Consider the following 18,104-nt stretch of genomic DNA (forward strand, 5'->3'; position numbering starts at 1 on the left):
CTCACCCGGCCGGGGCGAACCCGGCCAGGCCGGAGTCGATGAGACGGGCGGCGCTGCGCACGTCGACGGTGACGGCGTCGCGGATCTCCTCGGGCTTGTTCACGCCGTCGAGGCTCCGGCGCAGGGCGGTGGACTGGACACGGCAGAGGCCGAGCAACGCGGTCGCCGCGACCTGGCACAGCGGGTCGTCGGCGGCGCGGCCGGTCCGGACGGCCAGCGCCTCGGCCGCCGCCGCCTCCAGCTGCTCGGCCATCTCGCGGTGGTGCGCGCGCAGCGCCGGCGTCGACCGGGCCAGCGCGGTGAACGCCTGGACGCGGGCGCTCGCCTCGGCCAGGTCGGGCTGGGCGCCCAGCCAGGACAGCAGCGCGTCCAGTTCCCGCGCCAGGATGTCCAGCACCGCGTCGACCGGGCTGCGGCCGGGCCGGGCCAGCCCGGTGCGCAGGGCCGCCATCGTGGCGGCGGGCCGGTCGAGGACCAGGGCTTCCTTGCTGGGGAAGTAGTTGAAGACGGTCTTCTCCGACACCTCGCAGGCCGCGGCGATCTCGGCGACGCGGACCGCGTCGAAGCCACGCTCCAGGAACATGGCGGTGGCGGTGTCGGTCAACCGCCGGCGCATCAGCCGCTTCTTGCGCTCCCGCAACCCCTCGGCGCGAGGCTCGCCAGGCTGCTCCCAGTCCACCGTGGGCAAGGTCATGCGCCCACTGTACTTGTACGGTGACTGAACTTTGTCCTTGCGTCGATAAGTTCAGTGACAGTAATATTTCGGTGTGAGTAACATAGTGCAGTACGCCGCGCTGTTCCTGATCGGCGTCCTCGCCGGCGAGGAGCTGATCGTCCGGTACGGCCTCCACCCGGCGCTGGCCCGGCTCGACGAACACGCCCACCTGCTCGCCCGCCAGGCCCTGGTGCGCCGCCTGCGGGTGGTGGTGCCGATCGTGATGCTCCCGGCGGCGGCGCTCGCCGCGGCGGTCCTCGTGGTGGTCACCGGCCCGGGCCTGGCGCTGCGGTGGGCGAGCCTGCTCGCGATGGTGGCGTTCCTGCTGCTGTCGTTCCTCGGCACGGTGCCGATCAACATCAAGGTCGACGGCTGGCACGCGGACGCACCCCCGCCGGACTGGCAGGCGGTGGTGCGCCGCTGGGCCAGAATCGACGTGCTCCGCTCGACGGCGGCGGCCGCCGCGTTCCTGTTCGCGATCCTCGCCCAGGCCGGCTGACCTGCCGACGGTCGATGTCGGTCGATTCCACGATCGCCCGGGCGCGAACGACGGGTCCGCGGCGACAAGACCGGCGATCCGCGGACACCTGCGTGCCCGCGGCATCACCGCGACTATCCCCGAGCCGGCCGGTCAGATCGAGCACCGGACCTGACCATTCTCAGACCCGCGCTAGTTGTATTGCCCTGTGAGGTTGGGGACGCGGCTGGCGGGTGGTTGACCGGCGAGTGAGGTGTGGCCGCGGTGGTGGTTGTAGGTGTGCAGCCATCCCGGCAGCGCTGTCCGACGTTCGGTTTCGGTCCGGTAGGGCTGGTTATAGGCCCACTCCTCGAGCAAGGTCCGATTGAACCGCTCGACCTTGCCGTTGGTCTGTGGCTGGTAAGGCCGGGTGCGTTTGTGGGTGATCTGCGCGTCGCGCAGCGTGTCGCGCCAGAGGCGGGATCGGTAGCAGGAGCCGTTGTCGGTCAAAACCCGCGCGACAGTGATCCCGCAGCCGGTGAAGAACGCCTGCGCCCGGCCCCAGAACGCGGCCGCGGTTTCCTTCGTCTCATCGGCCAAGATCTCGGTGTAGGCCAGCCGGGAATGATCATCCACGGCGTTGTGCAGGTAGCTGTAGCCCAGGTTCGCGCGGCCACCGACCTTGCGAGGCCGGGCAGGGTCGCGGTGGGCGGCGCTGTTGCGCCCGCCAATGGTGCGACCGTGGACTTTGTGGCCGCCGCCGTCGGGGATGTTGCCGAGCTTCTTGATGTCGACGTGGACCAGATCACCGGGTGCGGCGTGCTCGTAGCGACGGACCGGCCGGCCGGTGGCCCGATCGAGATGCGCCAACCGCGCCAGCCGGTAGCGGATCAGGATCCGATGCACCGTCGAGGGATTCAGGCCGAGCAGGTAGGCGATGCGGGCCGGGCCCCACCGACGGGTCACCCCGGACTTTGATCACGCGGCGTTCGGTGCGGGTGGGTGTCCGGTTCGGGCTGGTCCCCGGCCGGGAGGAACGGTCGGTCATCCCGGCCTCGCCCTGGTTGCGGTAGCGAGCGGCCCACCGCGCGGCGGTGGAGACCGACACCTGGAACCGTTCCGCAGCTCGCCGCAGCGGCCAGCGGTCTTCGACGATGCAGCGGGCCAGCCGCAGTCTGCCGGTCGGGGTCAGGGGTGCGTTAGCGTGGGTCACGAGGGCCTCCGTTGCTTGGTGTAGACGTCGCAATCCACACCGAACCCGGAGGCCCTCCCTCACACCAAGATCATCCGATCACGTGTCGCACCGATCGCAACCTCTCCGGACAGAACAGCTAGTCCTCGCGCCGGTGCCGCCCGCGGCGCACGCCCGCCAGCGCTCGGACGCGGGTGGCCAAGTCGCCCCGGCGGGAGCGGCGCGCGTACTCCAGCAGCGCCTCCGCCTGGGCCTCCGGCAGCCACCCCTGGTCGGCGCCCGCCTCCAGCCTCAGCAGGTGGGTCACCAGCTCCCGCGACTCCTCGTCGTGCTCGCCCGCCAGCTCCGCGAACCGGCCGGCCGCCTCGACCTCGCCGTCGCACCACGCCGTCATCGCCAGCAGCGTCGCCGTGGCCGTCAAGATGTCGCCGCGGTGGACGCCTCCCTCCGCCGCCAGGTGCTCCGCCAGCTGGAAGCTGTGCGTGCCGACCCCACCGGCCCCTTCCCGGCGCACCGCTTGCGCGAGTGCCCGGATCTGCTGCGTGACATAGTCCCCGCCCGACAACCCCGACATGCCGTCCCCTCTGCCGCGCACGCCAACTCGTGCGTCACCCGACAGGTGTACTCCATCCGTGGCTGGATACGTCGGACGCCCCACCGGTTTCGTCCGATCGGTCCGCAAGTCAGCCCGATCGTCCCGGCTCCGCGCGACGCTGGGACATGTACACCGCCGCCGACGTCCGTCGTTCGACGCCGAGTTTGTGCAGGACCGACGAGACGTAGTTCTTCACCGTCTTCTCGGCCAGGAACAGCCGCTCGGCGATCTGCCGGTTGGTCAGGCCCTCCGCGACGAGGTCCAGCACCCGCCGTTCCTGCGGGCTCAGCTGCTCGTACCGCGGGTCGGGCGCCGAGACGTTCTCGCCGCGCAGCTTGTTCATCACCGACGCGGTCAGCGTGGCGTCCAGCAGCGAGCCGCCGCCGGCGACCGTGCGGACGGCCTCGACCAGCGACCGGCCGGACACCTGTTTCAGCATGTAGCCTGCCGCGCCGGCCATGATCGCGCCGAACAGGGCGTCGTCGTCCGAATAGGACGTCAGCATCAGGCAGGCCGGCGGCGGGTCCACTGTGGACCGGATCTCCCGGCACACCGCCACCCCTTCGCCGTCCGGCAGCCGGACGTCGAGGACGGCCACGTCCGGGCGTGCCTGCGGGATCCGCACCAGCGCTTCCGCCGCCGTCCCGGCCTCCCCCACCACCTCGATGTCCGCCTCGGGCTCGAAGACGGTCTTCAGCCCGGTCCGGACCAGCTCGTGGTCGTCCAGCAGGAACACCGCGATCGTCATCGTCCACCTCCCTGCTCACCGGTCATCGCCGGCAGGTCCGCCGTCCATTCCAGCCGGGAGCCGCCGTCCTCGGCGGCCGCCAGCACGCAGTGCCCGCCCCACCGGGCCGCCCGCGCGGCCAGGTTCGCGAGCCCGCTGATCCGGCCGGCCTCCGGCGGCGGGCCGGCGCCGTCGTCGCGGACCACCAGCGTCAGCCGCCTGCCGAACCGGTCCACGGTGACCTCCACCGACGACGACTTCGCGCCGGCGTGCCTCGCGACGTTCGTCAGGGCTTCGCGCAGCGACGCGATCAGGTCGGTGCGGACGGCGTCCGGCACCGCGGCGTCCAGCGGCCCGTCGAAGCCGACGCGCGGTTCGAAGCCGAGCGCGTCGCGGGCGTCGACGGCCACCCGCAGCAGCTCGGCCCGGAGGCTGCCCTGCGCCTGTGCGGGCGCCTGGAGCGAGAAGATGCTGTTGCGGATCTCGCGGATCGTGCCGTCGAGGTCCTGGGCGAACCCGGCGACCCGCGCGGCGACGCCCGCGTCGGCGATCAGCCTGCTGACGCCCTCCAGCCCGAGCCCGGTCGCGAACAGCCGCTGGATCACCAGGTCGTGCAGGTCGCGGGCGATCCGGTCGCGGTCGGAGAACACCGCCAGCTGCTGGCGCGCCTCCTGCGCCCGGGAGAACTCGACGGCGAGCGCGGCGTGCCCGGCGAACGTCTCGGCCAGCTGGACGTCGGAGTCGGTGAACGGCGACCGGTCGCGGAACTTCGCCACCACCAGCACCCCGAGGGTCTCCTCGCCGACGATCAGCGGCACCGAGATCGCCGAGTCCAGGTCCTTGATCATCGCCGGCATCGGCCCGGTGTGGCCGCGCTGCTGCTGTTGGACGTGCTCGCCGTAGTCGCGCACCACGACCGGGCGCCGGGTGGTGAACGCCATCCCGGTGGCGGTCCCCTCGGTCGGCACGGTCAGCCCGGTGAGGCGGTCGGCGTCCTCGCCCGGCGGCTCGACGACGTCGAACACGAGCCGGCCGGGGCCGTCGGGCCGGGCGATCGTGCCCGCGGTCCCGCCGGCGACGATGCGGGCGCGTTCGGCGACCAGCCGGAGCGTGGCCCGCAGGTCCTGCGCCGCGAGCAGGGCGCGGGTGACGTCGTAGGACGCCTCGAGCCAGCGTTCGCGGCGGCGCATCTGGTCGACGAGCAGGGCCTTCTCGACGGCCATCCCGGTGGCCGCGGTGAGCGCGCCGAGCACTTCGCGCTCGCGGCGGCCGAATTCCCGGCCCTCGCCGGGCTCGAGGGTGAGCATCCCGAACGTCTGCGGCCCCGCCCGGACCGCCAGCTCCACCGCGCCGTCGCCGAACGGGCCGCGGCCGAATTCGGCGGCTCCGCCGTCGGCCAGGTCCAGCCGGCCGCGCCGGGCGCCGAGCAGCTCACAGATCGCGGTGACCGCCCGGGCCGGCAGCGCCGGCAGTTCCAGCTCGCGGGCGATGCCGCCCACCGCCGCGAGGATCGCCGGCATACTGATTTCGTCCGCCACGTCCCGTCGACTCCGCTGGGTCCGGCCGAATCCCGGGCCTGCCCCGGGCCGTCAAGGGTCCCACAGGTGACTGCCCGTGTCGGCCCAATCAGGTTCGTCCATCCGGTGGGTCGATGACGGGACCGCTGCCGTTACGGAACTCGCGCAGTCACCCGGCGTGACAGGCGATGCGGTGGCCGCTGATCGTCTCGGCGGGCACGCGCAGGAACCGGTGGCCGGCCCGGACGGGCCCGGGGCACGCGCAGGCGATGTCGCCGACGTCGACCGCGCCGGACTCGGCGGCCCGGCCCAGCAGGCTGACGTACCAGCCCGCGCCGGTGTCGGCGGCGAACTCGTCGGCTTCGAAGGCGACGACGGCGTCGCGCGCGCCCGCGTAGAGAGAACTGCCGGCCGGAACGGCGAACACCACGGCGTCGTCGACCACGGTGAACCGCACCGGGCGGACAGCGGGCATCGCCCGGTGGGTGAAGATCACCCTGCCGAGGCTCGCCGTCCGGAGCAAGGCGAGGCACTGCTGCCGGTCGAGCAGCAGCCCGAAGCCCACGTCGTCCACCATCGCGTCCCTGTGTTTTCTGCTGTGAAATCCCTGGCCACCAGCGTGATCGGTGCGCCCGCCCGCCCGATAGGGCCGTTCGGCCCGGCCGCCCGCGCCGCGGCGGCCGGGCACATTCCGGCCCCGGGGACCAGGGCCGGAAGACCCGGTTCGCGACGGCCGCCCGGCCGGTGTGCCGACCACGCGGAGTCACCTAACGTCGTGACCGTCCGTTGCCGGAAGTGCCGAGAGGGGGTGAGGCCGATGCCGCCGCAGTCCGCAGGAGGTGCGCACGCACCCACGGTGACGTTTTCCGTCGACCCCCAGCTCGTCCGGTCGGCGGTGCAGGGCAACCGGGCCGCGGTGGCCGCGCTGCTCCGCGCGCTGCGGCCGATGGTGTTCCGCTACTGCCTCGGCCGGCTCCGCACCTGGCAGGACGGTTCGTCCGACGCCGAGGACTGCGCCCAGGACGTGCTGCTGGCGATCGTCCGCGCCCTGCCCGGGTACGCCCACGACGTCGACGGGTTCCTGCCGTTCGTCTTCGGGATCGCCGCGCACAAGGTGTCCGACTTCTACCGGCGCCGGGCGCGCGACCGCACGAGCCCGGTCGCCGAGCCACCCGCGGAACGCGACGGCGGCGCGGACCCGACGAGCGAAGCGGCCGAGCGTTCGGCGGCGCTCGACTGGTCGGCGGGGCTGCTGGACACGCTTCCGCCGCGCCAGCGCGAGATCCTGGTCCTGCGGATCATCCTCGGCATGACGGCCGAGGAGACGGCCGCCGCGGTCGGCCTCGGCAGCGCCGGCGCGGTCCGCGTCGCCCAGCACCGCGCCCTGACGACCCTGCGCCGGTTGCTCGCCGGGAACTGAGCGGCGTTCCGGCCGGGTGAGAGCGGCTGCGATCGCGGACCGGTGCCGCGGCGTCCGCCACCGTCACGGCTATTGGCGATCCGCAGTTCCGAATGACCGGCGGGGCATTTCACGCCCATTTCCGCGAGCGTTCCGGCCGTGGACATTCCGCTGGTCTCACCCGGGGATACGGCTGCCGGTTCAGTTCGGTTCAAACTTTTTTCCGCGACCTCTCACCATCAGGACAATCCCCAGGTCACGGCCATGTCCGATCACGGAGACGGCAACTCGGCCTGACGGTTCGTGACGACGGAAAAGAACTTCTTGCCCGGTGTCAAATGCCCGTGTAACTTGCATAACGGAACGATAACCAGCCGGTTGACGGCGCGGCCACGGGCAGGTGTGCCGCGCGCCCACTGATGTCGGGTCAGTGGACCAGCCGGTGCCGTTCCTGCCGACGTTCCGCATTGCCAGCACATCGCGCACGAACCCCGCCTGACCGGCGAGCCTGGGCTCGTCCCCGGTCAGAGTCGTGCGCGCTCCCGCCAGCCCGACATCCGGAGGATTTTCCCATGTCCCGCACCCAAGGACGGCATCGGCTGTCCCGCCGCACGAAGATCGCGACCGGCAGTCTCGCCCTCGCGATCGCGGTCGGCGGCATCGTCGTCGCGACGACCACCGGCAACACCGGTGAAGCCAGCGCCGACGAAGCGAACCCCGCGTTCTTCGTCGACATCCTGAAGGTGAAGCCGAACCAGTTCGACCCGCGACCGGTCACCGGCGCGTCGACCGGCACGTTCACCGTCAACTGCGGCCGCAACGAAAACCAGCACTTCAACCCGGACAACTTCATCGCCCAGCCGGGTGTCCGCAACGGCGCCCAGCACCTGCACGACTACGTCGGCAACCTCTCCACCAACGCCGACTCCAACAACAAGAGCCTCGTGAAGGCGGGCACCACCTGCCGCAACGGCGACAAGTCCGCCTACTTCTGGCCGGTCGTGCGCATCGACACCGGCGAGGAGGAGAAGAACGAGCCCGCCAAGGTGCCCGACGGCGACCGGGCGCAGGCCGACCGGGAGAGCAAGACCGCGCAGGTGGCGTGCCCGGACGTGGCCAGCAAGCTGACCGACATCCCCGACCAGGCCATGGCCGAGGTCGACAGCAACCTCGACCAGCTCGACGGCCAGGCCGACGAGGCCAACCAGCGCATCGCCGCGACGCAGGGCCAGGGCGGCCCGGACTTCGTGCGCAACGCGATCCTCAACCCGCTCAAGGACCGCCGCGCGGCGATCATCGACCGGATCGCGACCGCGATCGGCCGGTTCGCGCCGAAGCCCGGTGACCTCGGCGGCCTCGCGCCGTGCGCGACGAAGCCGGGCAAGGACACCGGAACGCCGACGCCGCCCCCGAGCACGACGGCCGGCGGCGCGCTGCCCGGCCAGGACGAGAACAACGAGCTGCCCGGCAACGACGGCAAGATCCTGCGGCCGCAGCGGGTGCAGATCACCTTCCGCGGCAGCCCGGTCGGCAAGGTGGTGGCGATGCCGCGCTTCCTGCGCGTGCTCTACGGCGACGCGAAGGTGTCGACGAACGGGCCGGCCAACGCCAGGGCGAGCTGGACCTGCACCGGCTTCGAGAACCGCGTCACCGACAAGTACCCGATCTGCCCCGACGGCAGCAAGGTCAAGCGGATCCACACGTTCCCGAGCTGCTGGGACGGCAAGAACACCGACAGCACCAACCACCGCACGCACATCGTGTTCCCGGACCAGTTCGGCCGGTGCGCCAACGGGTTCAAGGCCGTGCCGCAGCTGCAGATCTCGCTGACCTACGACATCCCGCACGACATCCAGGTGAAGAAGCAGTACAAAGTGGACGCGTTCCCGCAGGAGAAGCACAACCCGGGCTCCGACCACGACGACTTCGCCAACGTGATGTCGCAGCGGATCATGAACGGACTGGTCAACTGCGTGAACCGCGGGCGGGCCTGCCGGGCCTGACCACTTCGGACACGCGCCGGGACGCGAACGGCCCCTGCCGGGCAGGCAGGGGCCGGTTTCGGTGGCCAGGCACCGAAAGAGTGGTGCTTTCAAGCGGAACGCCCCGGCCGGGGATGGTGGCCGGGGCGGTTCGCCACCCGGGCGGGGTCTCGCCACCGAAGCCGGCGAGACCCGCGCCGCCGTCAGCGGGTCAGTGGTTCACCTTGAACCACGGCTGCGACCAGCCGAGGTAGGTCTGGCCCCACTTGCTCTTGATCTGCGCGATCGTCGTCTCGGTGTAGCTGCCGTAGCCGTTGATGTCGTTCGACAGGAACTTGCCGTCGCCGATCGAGATCATCGTGTGGCCCGCGCCGCTGCTCTTGAAGAAGGCCAGGCCGCCGGCCGGGACCTGGTAGTCACCCGGGTGCTTGAACGACGCCGGGATCTGGGTCCAGTGGATGTAGGCCGTCTCCGAGCCCGAAGCGGACCAGCCGTAGTTCTGCGCGTTGATCCGGTCGCACCAGCCCTCGTAGGAGTCGAGGTCGCTGGTGTGGATGCGGGTCTTGGCGTAGGCCACCGCCTGGGCGCAGGTCTTCGAGTCGCCGGTGCCCGCGGTGGAGCAGGTCAGCGTCGAGCCCGCGCAGTCCGGCGCCACCCGGCCGTCGGAGCCGGTGTAGACGTAGGAGTCGCTGACGTAGCCGTCGCCCACCTTGTCCCAGATGTCCGACGTGCCGTACTTGCCGTCGACCGTCGAGCCGTTGGTCTGGCAGCTGATGGTCACCGCGGTGCCGTCGGCGATGGACCCGACCGAGGTCGCGCTCGCGCTCGGGCTGGACCGCACGGTCAGCGGCGCACCCGAATCGGTGTGCACCGTGCCCGATGCCGCGAACGCCGGGCCTGCCCCGGCGACCACGATCGCCGCAGCGATTCCGGCCACCCCGGCCATCCGCTTAACGATCCCCATGTTCATTCTTCCGTCCTCCAGTTTTCCGGTGTGAGGACAGCATGGGGACCGCCGGTACAAGGCCCGTACAAAGCGCGGCCGGCGTTCTGGAGTTGCGGCAAACCGGACGAAACCCCGCCACCGGGGCGGGGTTTCGTCGGGTTTCAGGCCAGATATTCCGCCGCGGCGCGCAGGCTGACGTAGGAGCCGCTGAACGTGTCGATCCTCGGACCGTCGCCGGCGGGGCCCGGCACGCCGGTTTCCACCCGGATGAAGTCCACAGTGGACAACGCGGCCAGCAGCGCGCGCACCCGCGGGTGCCGGTGCGCCTCCCGGGTGACCACGACGACGCTGCGGAAGTCCCGCGCCGCCTCGAGGACCGCCTCGGCGTCGTCCGGCGTCGCGGTCATCACCCGCGTCCCCGGCACCAGCTCGGCCAGGTGCGCGCCGAGGCCCCACGGCATCGGCCCGGCCGCGATGGTCGGCTCGGTCTGGACGTCGACCACCAGGGGCGGTCCGGCCAGGCGCGGCTCACCCTGCACCCGCAGCGCCTTGCGGGCCGCTTCGAGGCCGAGCCGCCGGTCGACCGGGCCCACCGAAGCCGGCGCCGGGTCGGTGCCCAGCGCCGCCGTCCGCGCGGCCGCCTCTTCCAGCCGGTCCAGGGGCAGCTCCCCCGCCTCGACGGCGGCCACGATCGCGGCGACGCACGCGTCCAGGTGTTCGGCCTCGAACGCCGCGCCGCCGAGGCACAGCGCGTCCGCGCCCGCGGCCAGCGCCCGCACGGCGGAGCGGCCGAGGCCGTCGTGCCGCCCGTACGCCCCGGACACCGCACCCATCTCGAGCGCGTCGGTGATCACCGCGCCGGTGAAGCCGAGCTCGCCGCGCAGGACGCCGGTGAGCGCCGTCCGGTTGAGCGTGGCCGGCTCGTCGCCCCAGGCCCGCACGACCAGGTGGCCCGACATCACCGAGCGCACCCCGGCCCGGATCGCCGCGGCGAACGGGACCAGCTCGATCTCCCGCAGCTCTTCGACGGTCCGCGGCAGCACCGGCAGGGCCACGTGCGAGTCCTCGGTCGCGGCGCCGTGGCCCGGGAAGTGCTTCGCGCAGGCCGCGACCCCGTACTTCTGCAGGCCGGTGACGTACGCCGCGACGTGCGGTGACGCCTTCGCCGGGTCGGACCCGAAGGCCCGGACGCCGATGATCGGGTCCTCGGCCGCCAGGGTCAGGTCCGCGCACGGCGCGAGGTTCAGCGTGACGCCGCAGGCCGCCAGCCGCTCGCCGAGCGCGGCCGCGACGGCCGTGGTCAGCTCCGGGTCGTCCGCCGCGCCGAGGGCCAGCGGGCCCGGCACGAACGAGCCGGTGTTCACGTCGAGGCGGGTGACGTCGCCGCCCTCCTCGTCGATCCCGACCACAACGCCGTCGCGTTCGCCCCGCAACTGCGCGGTGAGCGCGGCGACCTGCTCGTCGTCGACGACGTTGCGGCCGAACAGCACCACCCCGCCGAGGCCGCCGGCGATCCGGCGGCGCAGCCAGTCCGGCGCGGTGGTCCCGGCGAACCCGGGCAGGAGGACGGCCTCGGCGAGCTTCTCCGGTGAGGTCAACGCGCTACCCCTTCACGGCACCGGCGGTCGCGCCGGACACCAGCTTGCGTTGCACGAGCAGGAAGAAGATCAGCGCCGGCACCGCGTAGATGACCGACGCGGCCATCACCCCGCCCCAGTCGGTGGCGAACGCCGTGCGGAACGACGCGAGCCACACCGGCAGGGTCTCCTTCGGCTTGTCCTGGATGAAGACCAGCGCGAACAGGTACTCGTTCCACGCGGTGATGAAGCTGAACACCGACGTGGTGACCAGGCCCGGGCCGAGCAGCGGCAGCGTCACCCGGCGGAACGCGCCGGTCTGGCTGCAGCCGTCGATCATCGCGGCCTCTTCCAGCTCGTACGGGATCCCGTTGACGAAGCCGTAGAGCATCCACACCGTGAACGGCAGCGTCGTGGCGAAGTAGATCAGCAGCAGCGACGGCAGCGTGTTGAGCAGCCCGGCGTCCCGCATCAGCAGGAACAGCGGGATGAACAGCGCCGACACCGGCGCCAGCTGCGCCACCATGACCAGCACCAGGAAGCCCTTGCGGCCGGTGAACCGCAGCCGCGACAGCGGGATCGCCGCCAGCGTCCCGGCGACCAGCGCGCACAGCACCGACCCGACCGTGACGATCAGGCTGTTCATCAGGTAGGTCGGGAAGTTGTCCTTGCCCAGCGCGGTGGCGAAGTTGCCGAACGAGAACGACGTCGGGATCAGGTCGTACTTGGGCGAAAGGATCTCACCCGGCGTCCGCAGCGACGTGACGAACATCCAGTACGTCGGGAAGAGGATCAGCAGCGCCACGACCACGCCGACGACCGAGAGCGCGATCCGCTGCGGCAGCGACTTCCTCACTTGAGATCACCTTCCGGGGTCCGGACCAGCAGCTGGATGTACCGGCCGGTGATGAGCGCGAGCACGATCAGCATCAGCGTCGCGATCGCGCCCGCCGCGCCGAAGTGGTTGCCCGCGATGCCCTTGAGGTACAGCACGACGGCCAGCGTGGTGCTCCCGCCGTCCGGGCCGCCCTCCCGGATCGCCCAGATCTGCGCGAAGGCGTTGAAGTCCCACAGCACCGACAGGAACGTCACCATCGTGGTGATCGGCCGGATCGCGGGCCAGGTGACCGCGCGGAAGGTCTGCCACGCGCTCGCGCCGTCGATGCCGGCGGCCTCGTACTGCTCGCGCGAGACGCCGATGATGCCCGCGTACAGCGAGAACGTCACGAACGGCACGGCCTGCCACACGATCAGCAGCCCGATCACGGTCAGCGTGCTGGGGCCGCTGGAGAACCACGAGAAGCCGATGAAGCCGTGGAAGCCCAGCCGGTCCAGGGTCTTGTTGAGGATGCCGTACTGCTGGTCGAAGATCCACTGGAACACCGTGGTCGTGGCGATCACCGGGGTGGCCCAGGCGAGCACCAGCGTGACCTGCACGATGATCCGCACGACCGGGTCGAGGTGGCGCATCAGGATCGCCAGCAGCAGGCCGCCGAGGATGGTCGCGGCCACGATCGCGGCGGTGAAGACCAGGGTCCGGACGGTGATCGTCCAGAACTCGGGGTCGGCCAGGGTGTTCGTGTAGTTGTCGAACCCGATCCAGATCGTCTTGCCGGAGACGAGCTGGCCGATGTCGAGCTTGCGGAAGCTGATCGCCAGCACCTGGACCAGCGGCCAGGCGAGCAGCACCAGGATGGCCGCCAGCGCGGGGAGCAGGAGCAGGTACGGGAGGACCCGGTCGCCGAACCGGCCCCGCCTGCGCCGCTTGACCCCGGGGTCGCGCGGCGATGCCGGCGGGGTCGCCCCCGCCGGCATCGTCACATTCGCGGTCGCTGTCATCCGCCGATGAGCTTGTTCAGCGCTGCGTTGGCGTCGGCGGTCGCCTGGTCGAGCGTCTTCTTGCCGGTCAGGTACGCGGTCAGCATGTCCTTGACCGGGTTCTGGCCGGACTCCACGTCACCCCACTTCGGGCTGGCCGGCACGGCCTTGCCGTTGGCCGAAGCCTTCGCCATCACGCTGCCCAGCGGGTCCTTGTCCAGGCCGGTGAGGTCGGTCGAGGTGCCGGGCACGACGCCGGCGGCGGCGAGCTGGCTCTGGTACTTCGCGCTGGAGAGCAGCTTGATGTACTCCTTGGCCGCGGCCACGTTCTTGCTGTTGGCCGGGATCGCCAGGTTCGAACCACCCAGGAACACCGGGGCGCTCTGGCCGGCGGTCTTGCTCGGGATCGCGAACGCACCGGTCTTGGCGGTCAGGCTCGGGTCGGTCTTCGCCGCCGTCGCCAGCTCCCACGGCAGACCGATCATCATGGCCACCTTGCCGGCGCCGTAGACGGTCGCCTGCTGCGGCTTGGCCTCGTCGGCGTCCTTCGGCGCCTTGGTGCCGGAGGTGTCGACGAGCTTCTTGTAGAAGTCGAGCCCGGCCTTGGCCTCGGGGGTGTCGAGGGTGGCCTTGTAGTTCTTGCCGTCGGCCTTGGCGATGTCACCGCCGTTGTCCCAGATGAACGACAGCAGCGCGTACCAGTTCTGGCCCGGCATGTAGAGGGCCTGGAAGTCGGGGTCGGAGCCGAACTTCGTCTTCAGCTTGCCGATCGCGTCGATCCACTCGTCGTTCGACGTCGGCGGCTTGGTGACGCCCGCCTGCTCGAACATGTCCTTGCGGTAGATGACCTCGCGGTTGGCCGCGTAGAACGGGACGCCGTAGGTCTTGCCGTCGTAGGTGCCGGAGTCCGCGAGGCCCTTCAGCCACTGGCCGCCGTTGAAGCTGTCCTTGTCACCGGACAGGTCGGTCAGCACGCCGTCCTGCGAGGCGAACGCCGCGGTCTGCGTGTTGCCGATCTCGATCACGTCCGGCGGGGTGCCGCCGGCCAGCGCGGTGGTCAGCTTCTGCTGGATGCCGTCCCACTGCTGGACTTCGTACTTGACCTTGACGCCGGGGTGCGCGGTCTCGAATTCCTTGTTCAGCGCGTCGGTCAGGGTGGCCGGCGCGGAACCCGTCATCAGCCAGACCGTGACCGTGCCGCTGAGCTGCGCGGGAGCGCCGCTCGACGAAGCGGCCGTGTCCGAGCCGCTGGAGCCCGCGCAGCCTGCGGTCGCGAGGGTGAGTGCGGCGGCGCCCGCCGCCAGCTTGAGCCAGCGTTTCACTCGATGCCGTCCTTTCGATGCCCGGCCACCGTGGCCAGGCGCCCCAAATGGTGTAGACCAATGTTGGGGTTAGAGTGGTACGTACCACAGGCCCTGTCAAGGCGGTTGCCGGAACGTTGTAAACGCACCGGGGAGTTGTACGAGCAGTAGCCGGGTGGTTACCGGCGTCCGGCGCGCCGGTGCCAGAAGTCGTCCTGATAGGAAGGCGTCCCGGTCGTTTTTCACCGCCGGGCAGCGGGAATTCCGCGCGGCCCCACCTGGGCCGCACGACGAAAACCGCCCCGGGAAAGGCTTCCCGGGGCGGCAGTTGCGCGTGCGGCGTGGTTTTGTGTGGCAGCGCTGGTGGAACGGCAGGTCACACCGGTGTTTTCGCCGGCGATCCGGCGCGTCGGCGCGCGCGGTGGGCGGCCATCCGCACCGGAGCGTTGACCACCCCGTAGCCGTGGTACCCGCCGATCCGCTGCACGACCTCGAAGAACACCCGAGCCCCGGCCAGCGCCGTGTAGAAGTGCAGGAACTCGCCGCCGTCGTCCCGGTCGTAGAGCACCGAGTGCGCGCGCAGCCCGGCCAGCCGCTCGGACGGCAGGTCCAGGCGGGCTTCGAGGTCGTCGTAGTAGTTGGCCGGGACGGCCAGCAGCGGCGCGCCCGCGGCCCGCATCGCCGCGGCCGCCGCGAGGGCGTCGGCGCAGGCGAACGCCACGTGCTGCGGTTCGGGCACCGCCGGCGCCCATTCGCCGCGGCGGACCAGGGCGCTGTCCAGCGTAAGCCGGACCTCCCCCGCCGCCACCGCGCGGCTGCGGACCAGCCCGAACGGTGCCGCGAACTCGGCCACCGGGGACGGCGTCAGCCCGAACACCGATCGGTAGAACAGCGCCGCCTCGTCGAAGTGGTCGAAGGGCTGGGTGAGCGCCACGTGATCGATTCCGAGGATCCCCGCGCCGGCCGCCGTTTCGCCGGTCGGCACGAAGTCGTCGCGCCAGTCGTCCCCGCAGAGGAACACCTGGGTGCCGTCCGGCGCCGCGACCGACGCCAGGTCCGCCTCGCGCGGACCGCGCACCCGCGGCAGGACCGGCGCGAGCAGCGCTTCGGCCCGCCGGGCCGAGCGGGCCGGGTCGGCGCTGGCCAGCGCGACCGCACCGACGGCCCCGTGCGCCGCGCCGCCCTCGTTGACCACCACACGGGCGTCGCCCTGCTCCCACAGCTGCACCGGCTTGGTCCGGTGGACGCCGGTGCGCGCGAAGCCGAGCGACGCCAGGATTTCCCCCGCACCCGGGTCGGTGACGACCTCGGCGAACGCGTGGCCGGTCAGCGCCGGGGCGGCGGGCAGGTCCAGCACGCCGAGCGACTCCTTCAGCGCCAGCAGGGACCGCATCGCGTCGACCGCGGCCGGCCGCGGGTCGGCCTGGCGGAAGACATCGTTGAAGACCTCCAGCGACAGCGGGCCGCGGTAGCCCGCGGCCAGCACGTGCCCGGTGAACGCCGTCAGGTCGAAGTCGCCCTGGCCGGGGAAGAGCCGGTGGTGGCGGCTCCACGGCAGCACGTCCATCGGCAGCTTCGGCGCGTCCGCGAGCTGCAGGAAGAAGATCTTCTCGCCGGGGATGGCGCGGATCGGCGCCAGGTCGTGGCCCTTCGACAGGATGTGGAAGCTGTCGAGGCAGACGCCGAGCGCGGGGTGCGCGGCGCGGCGCACGATGCGCCACGCGTGCTCGTACCCGCTGACGTGCCGTCCCCAGGCCAGGGCTTCGTAGGCGATCCGCATCCCCCGCTGCTGCGCCAAGTCCGCCAAGGCCCGCAGCTGCTCGGCGGCGAGTTCGTCGTCGTCGATCGCGTCCGGGGCGACGGACGAGCAGACTAGCACCGTGTCCGTGCCGAGCCCGGCCATCACGTCGAACTTGCGCGCCGCGCGCCGGAGGTTGGCCGCGTGCACGTCGGGCGGGACGGCTTCGAAGTCGCGGAAGGGCTGGTAGAGGTCGATCGACAGGCCGAGGTCCGCGCAGCGGCGGCGGATTTCCGCCGGGCTCGACGGGGAGACCAGCAGGTCGTTCTCGAACAGCTCGACGCCGTCGAAGCCGGCCGCGGCCGCCGCGGCGAGCTTGTCCTCCAGCGTGCCGGAGAGGCAGACGGTGGCGATCGCGGTGCGCGGTTCAGGCGGCACGGGCGGCCTCCCCGTCCAGAGCGTCGAAGTGCCGCAGCATCCGCGCCGGATCCGGCTCGACTCCGGTGAACAGCCGGAACGACTCGGCCGCCTGCAGCACGACCATGCCGCCGCCGTGCAGCACGCGGCAGCCGCGGGCGCGGGCGGCGGCCAGCAGGGCGGTTTCCAGGGGCCGGTAGACGATGTCGGCGACCCACAGCTCCGGGCGCAGCAGCTCCGCCGGGAGCGGCGAGCCGGGGTGGGCCGCCATCCCGGTCGGGGTGGCGTGCACCAGGCCGTCGGCGCGGCGGACGGCGTCGAGCCCGCCGGCCGCCGCGCGCCCGGTGCCGAACCGGCGGTTCAGCGCGTCGACGAGCTTCGCGCTCCGGCCGGCGTCGACGTCGTGGACGGTCAGCCGGCCGGTGCCCAGGGAAAGCAGCGCGTGCGCGACCGCCGCGCCCGCTCCCCCGGCGCCGAGCAGGACGACGTCGTCCAGCGGGACGTCCGGCAGGCCGCGGGTGAGGCTGCGGGCGAAGCCGGTGGCGTCGGTGTTGTGGCCGACCGCGCGGCCTCGGTCGAAGACGACGGTGTTGACCGCGCCGAGCGCGGCGGCCTCGGGCGAGAGCTCGTCGAGGTGCTTGAGCACGAGCTGCTTGGCCGGGTGGGTGACGTTGAGCCCGTCGAACCCGGCGAGCCGGGCGGCGGCGAGGACGTCGGCGACCGGGCGGCGCAGCACGTCGAGGTCCAGCAGCCGGTAGACGTAGCGGAGGCCGAGCTCGTCGGCCTCGCGTTCGTGCAGCGCCGGGCTGGCCGACGGGCCGATGCCCGAGCCGACGAGTCCGATCAAGTAGCTGGCCAAGCGTCGCCTCCGGATTAATGTACGAACTAGTACGTTCACGGTAGCGCCGCAGCGGCCCGCGCGGAAGGGCTGAGCTAGAGTGGGCCCGTCGACCTGCAGCGGAAGGAGCCCGGTGGCCGCACCATCGTCGGAGGCCGAGCGCCAGCGCGACAAGGAACGCACGCGCGCCGACATCCTCGCGGTGGCCACCCGGGAGTTCGCGGACAAGGGCTACACCGGCGCCCGCGTCGACGAGATCGCCGCCCGCACGAGCACCACCAAGCGGATGATCTACTACTACTTCGGCGGCAAGGAACAGCTGTACATCGCGGTCCTGGAACAGGCGTACTCCGCGATCCGGGCCTCGGAGCAGCAGCTCGACGTCGAACACCTCGACCCCGAGGACGCCCTGCGGCAGCTGGCCGCGCTGACGTTCGACCACCACGAAGCGAACCCGGACTTCATCCGGCTGGTCAGCATCGAGAACATCCACCGCGCGGAGCACCTGTCGCGGTCGGAGATCCTGGCCGGACTGGCCGACCCGGCACTCGGCGGAATCACGCGCATCCTCGAGCGCGGCCGGAAGGCCGGCCTGTTCCGCGAGGACGTCGACGCACTCGACGTCCACATGGTCATCAGCTCGTTCTGCGTGTTCCGGCTGGCGAACCGGCACACGTTCCAGGCGATCTTCGGCCGCGACATGCTGGACCCGGGCCGCCGGGAGCACTACCGCGCCATGCTGGGCACCTTGCTGATCGAGTACTTGACCGCGCGCTGAGCTCCCCGCTCCCGCCCGGCGAAAAGGATCTCTTGACACCCGGGGTCCGGTCTCGCACCCTCTATTAACTAACTAGACCGTACATTGCTTCCCGCCGCAGTCTTGAG

The 18,104-nt window shown here is 71.6% G+C and carries 16 protein-coding genes and 1 pseudogene; 4 read left to right on the forward strand and 13 right to left on the reverse strand.

From position 1 onward, the window contains the following. Position 1: 1 nt before the first annotated feature. A complete protein-coding gene (locus tag AB0M93_RS07475; RefSeq protein WP_364269460.1) occupies positions 2-694 on the reverse strand; it encodes a helix-turn-helix domain-containing protein in 693 nt (230 codons plus the stop codon). 73 nt (positions 695-767) lie between these two features. Between AB0M93_RS07475 and AB0M93_RS07480 the strand changes: the two genes are divergently transcribed. After that, positions 768-1,214 carry a DUF1772 domain-containing protein gene (locus AB0M93_RS07480; protein ID WP_364269462.1) on the forward strand — a complete coding sequence of 149 codons (447 nt, stop codon included), beginning with the start codon at positions 768-770 and terminating at the stop codon, positions 1,212-1,214. Positions 1,215-1,385: 171 nt separating this feature from the next. Here the strand turns inward: AB0M93_RS07480 and AB0M93_RS07485 are convergent. The 5 genes and pseudogenes from AB0M93_RS07485 to AB0M93_RS07505 form a co-directional block, all read right to left on the reverse strand. Next, positions 1,386-2,385 (reverse strand): annotated as a pseudogene (locus AB0M93_RS07485) (IS481 family transposase). A gap of 118 nt (positions 2,386-2,503) precedes the next feature. Further along, positions 2,504-2,938, reverse strand: coding sequence for a hypothetical protein (locus AB0M93_RS07490; RefSeq protein ID WP_364269464.1), 435 nt, complete (start codon positions 2,936-2,938; stop codon positions 2,504-2,506). Positions 2,939-3,047: 109 nt separating this feature from the next. Continuing rightward, a complete protein-coding gene (locus AB0M93_RS07495; protein ID WP_354814641.1) occupies positions 3,048-3,707 on the reverse strand; it encodes a response regulator transcription factor in 660 nt (219 codons plus the stop codon). Further along, the gene (locus AB0M93_RS07500; RefSeq protein ID WP_364270675.1) at positions 3,704-5,206 is read right to left on the reverse strand and encodes a GAF domain-containing protein; all 1,503 of its coding nucleotides are present in this window, start codon (positions 5,204-5,206) and stop codon (positions 3,704-3,706) included. Before AB0M93_RS07500 ends, AB0M93_RS07495 begins: the two co-directional genes overlap by 4 nt. Before the next feature lie 166 nt (positions 5,207-5,372). After that, positions 5,373-5,780, reverse strand: a complete 408-nt coding sequence (locus AB0M93_RS07505) for a pyridoxamine 5'-phosphate oxidase family protein (protein ID WP_364269466.1) — start codon at positions 5,778-5,780, stop codon at positions 5,373-5,375. A gap of 240 nt (positions 5,781-6,020) precedes the next feature. Here AB0M93_RS07505 and AB0M93_RS07510 point away from each other — a divergent pair, with 240 nt between their 5' ends. Both AB0M93_RS07510 and AB0M93_RS07515 read left to right on the forward strand, forming a co-directional pair. Continuing rightward, entirely contained in the window at positions 6,021-6,623 is a 603-nt protein-coding gene (locus AB0M93_RS07510) for a sigma-70 family RNA polymerase sigma factor (protein ID WP_364269468.1), read from the forward strand. A gap of 551 nt (positions 6,624-7,174) precedes the next feature. Beyond that, positions 7,175-8,605, forward strand: coding sequence for a DUF1996 domain-containing protein (locus AB0M93_RS07515; protein ID WP_364269469.1), 1,431 nt, complete (start codon positions 7,175-7,177; stop codon positions 8,603-8,605). 190 nt (positions 8,606-8,795) lie between these two features. Here the strand turns inward: AB0M93_RS07515 and AB0M93_RS07520 are convergent, their stop codons facing one another. The 7 genes from AB0M93_RS07520 to AB0M93_RS07550 form a co-directional block, all read right to left on the reverse strand. After that, positions 8,796-9,554: a hypothetical protein gene (locus AB0M93_RS07520; RefSeq protein ID WP_364269471.1), complete on the reverse strand. Its 759-nt coding sequence runs from the start codon at positions 9,552-9,554 to the stop codon at positions 8,796-8,798. A 137-nt stretch (positions 9,555-9,691) separates the two neighbouring features. Further along, positions 9,692-11,128: a glycoside hydrolase family 3 N-terminal domain-containing protein gene (locus tag AB0M93_RS07525; protein WP_364269473.1), complete on the reverse strand. Its 1,437-nt coding sequence runs from the start codon at positions 11,126-11,128 to the stop codon at positions 9,692-9,694. Positions 11,129-11,132: 4 nt separating this feature from the next. Beyond that, the gene (locus tag AB0M93_RS07530; protein ID WP_364269474.1) at positions 11,133-11,963 is read right to left on the reverse strand and encodes a carbohydrate ABC transporter permease; all 831 of its coding nucleotides are present in this window, start codon (positions 11,961-11,963) and stop codon (positions 11,133-11,135) included. Next, complete coding sequence (locus AB0M93_RS07535) at positions 11,960-12,946, reverse strand: sugar ABC transporter permease (RefSeq protein ID WP_364269476.1); 987 nt, start codon at positions 12,944-12,946, stop codon at positions 11,960-11,962. The genes AB0M93_RS07530 and AB0M93_RS07535 overlap by 4 nt, the downstream gene beginning before the upstream one ends. Next, positions 12,943-14,247, reverse strand: coding sequence for a sugar ABC transporter substrate-binding protein (locus AB0M93_RS07540; RefSeq protein WP_364269478.1), 1,305 nt, complete (start codon positions 14,245-14,247; stop codon positions 12,943-12,945). Before AB0M93_RS07540 ends, AB0M93_RS07535 begins: the two co-directional genes overlap by 4 nt. Before the next feature lie 355 nt (positions 14,248-14,602). Beyond that, positions 14,603-16,402, reverse strand: a complete 1,800-nt coding sequence (locus tag AB0M93_RS07545; RefSeq protein WP_364269480.1) for a TIM barrel protein — start codon at positions 16,400-16,402, stop codon at positions 14,603-14,605. Further along, positions 16,392-17,240, reverse strand: a complete 849-nt coding sequence (locus AB0M93_RS07550; protein ID WP_364269482.1) for a shikimate dehydrogenase — start codon at positions 17,238-17,240, stop codon at positions 16,392-16,394. Before AB0M93_RS07550 ends, AB0M93_RS07545 begins: the two co-directional genes overlap by 11 nt. Positions 17,241-17,352: 112 nt before the next feature. Here AB0M93_RS07550 and AB0M93_RS07555 point away from each other — a divergent pair, with 112 nt between their 5' ends. Continuing rightward, a complete protein-coding gene (locus AB0M93_RS07555) occupies positions 17,353-17,997 on the forward strand; it encodes a TetR/AcrR family transcriptional regulator (RefSeq protein WP_364269484.1) in 645 nt (214 codons plus the stop codon). Positions 17,998-18,104: the final 107 nt, after the last annotated feature.

This window comes from Amycolatopsis sp. NPDC051102 (genome assembly GCF_040682815.1).
Lineage (GTDB): Bacteria > Actinomycetota > Actinomycetes > Mycobacteriales > Pseudonocardiaceae > Amycolatopsis.

What these genes read in the sequence shown, in the direction of transcription:
- AB0M93_RS07510 (WP_364269468.1), top strand. Translation starts at nt 6,021, where the DNA reads ATGCCGCCGCAGTCCGCAGGAGGTGCGCACGCACCCACGGTGACGTTT.
- AB0M93_RS07490 (WP_364269464.1), bottom strand. Translation starts at nt 2,938, where the DNA reads ATGTCGGGGTTGTCGGGCGGGGACTATGTCACGCAGCAGATCCGGGCA.
- AB0M93_RS07495 (WP_354814641.1), bottom strand. Translation starts at nt 3,707, where the DNA reads ATGACGATCGCGGTGTTCCTGCTGGACGACCACGAGCTGGTCCGGACC.
- AB0M93_RS07475 (WP_364269460.1), bottom strand. Translation starts at nt 694, where the DNA reads ATGACCTTGCCCACGGTGGACTGGGAGCAGCCTGGCGAGCCTCGCGCC.
- AB0M93_RS07520 (WP_364269471.1), bottom strand. Translation starts at nt 9,554, where the DNA reads ATGAACATGGGGATCGTTAAGCGGATGGCCGGGGTGGCCGGAATCGCT.
- AB0M93_RS07515 (WP_364269469.1), top strand. Translation starts at nt 7,175, where the DNA reads ATGTCCCGCACCCAAGGACGGCATCGGCTGTCCCGCCGCACGAAGATC.
- AB0M93_RS07535 (WP_364269476.1), bottom strand. Translation starts at nt 12,946, where the DNA reads ATGACAGCGACCGCGAATGTGACGATGCCGGCGGGGGCGACCCCGCCG.
- AB0M93_RS07500 (WP_364270675.1), bottom strand. Translation starts at nt 5,206, where the DNA reads ATGCCGGCGATCCTCGCGGCGGTGGGCGGCATCGCCCGCGAGCTGGAA.
- AB0M93_RS07505 (WP_364269466.1), bottom strand. Translation starts at nt 5,780, where the DNA reads ATGGTGGACGACGTGGGCTTCGGGCTGCTGCTCGACCGGCAGCAGTGC.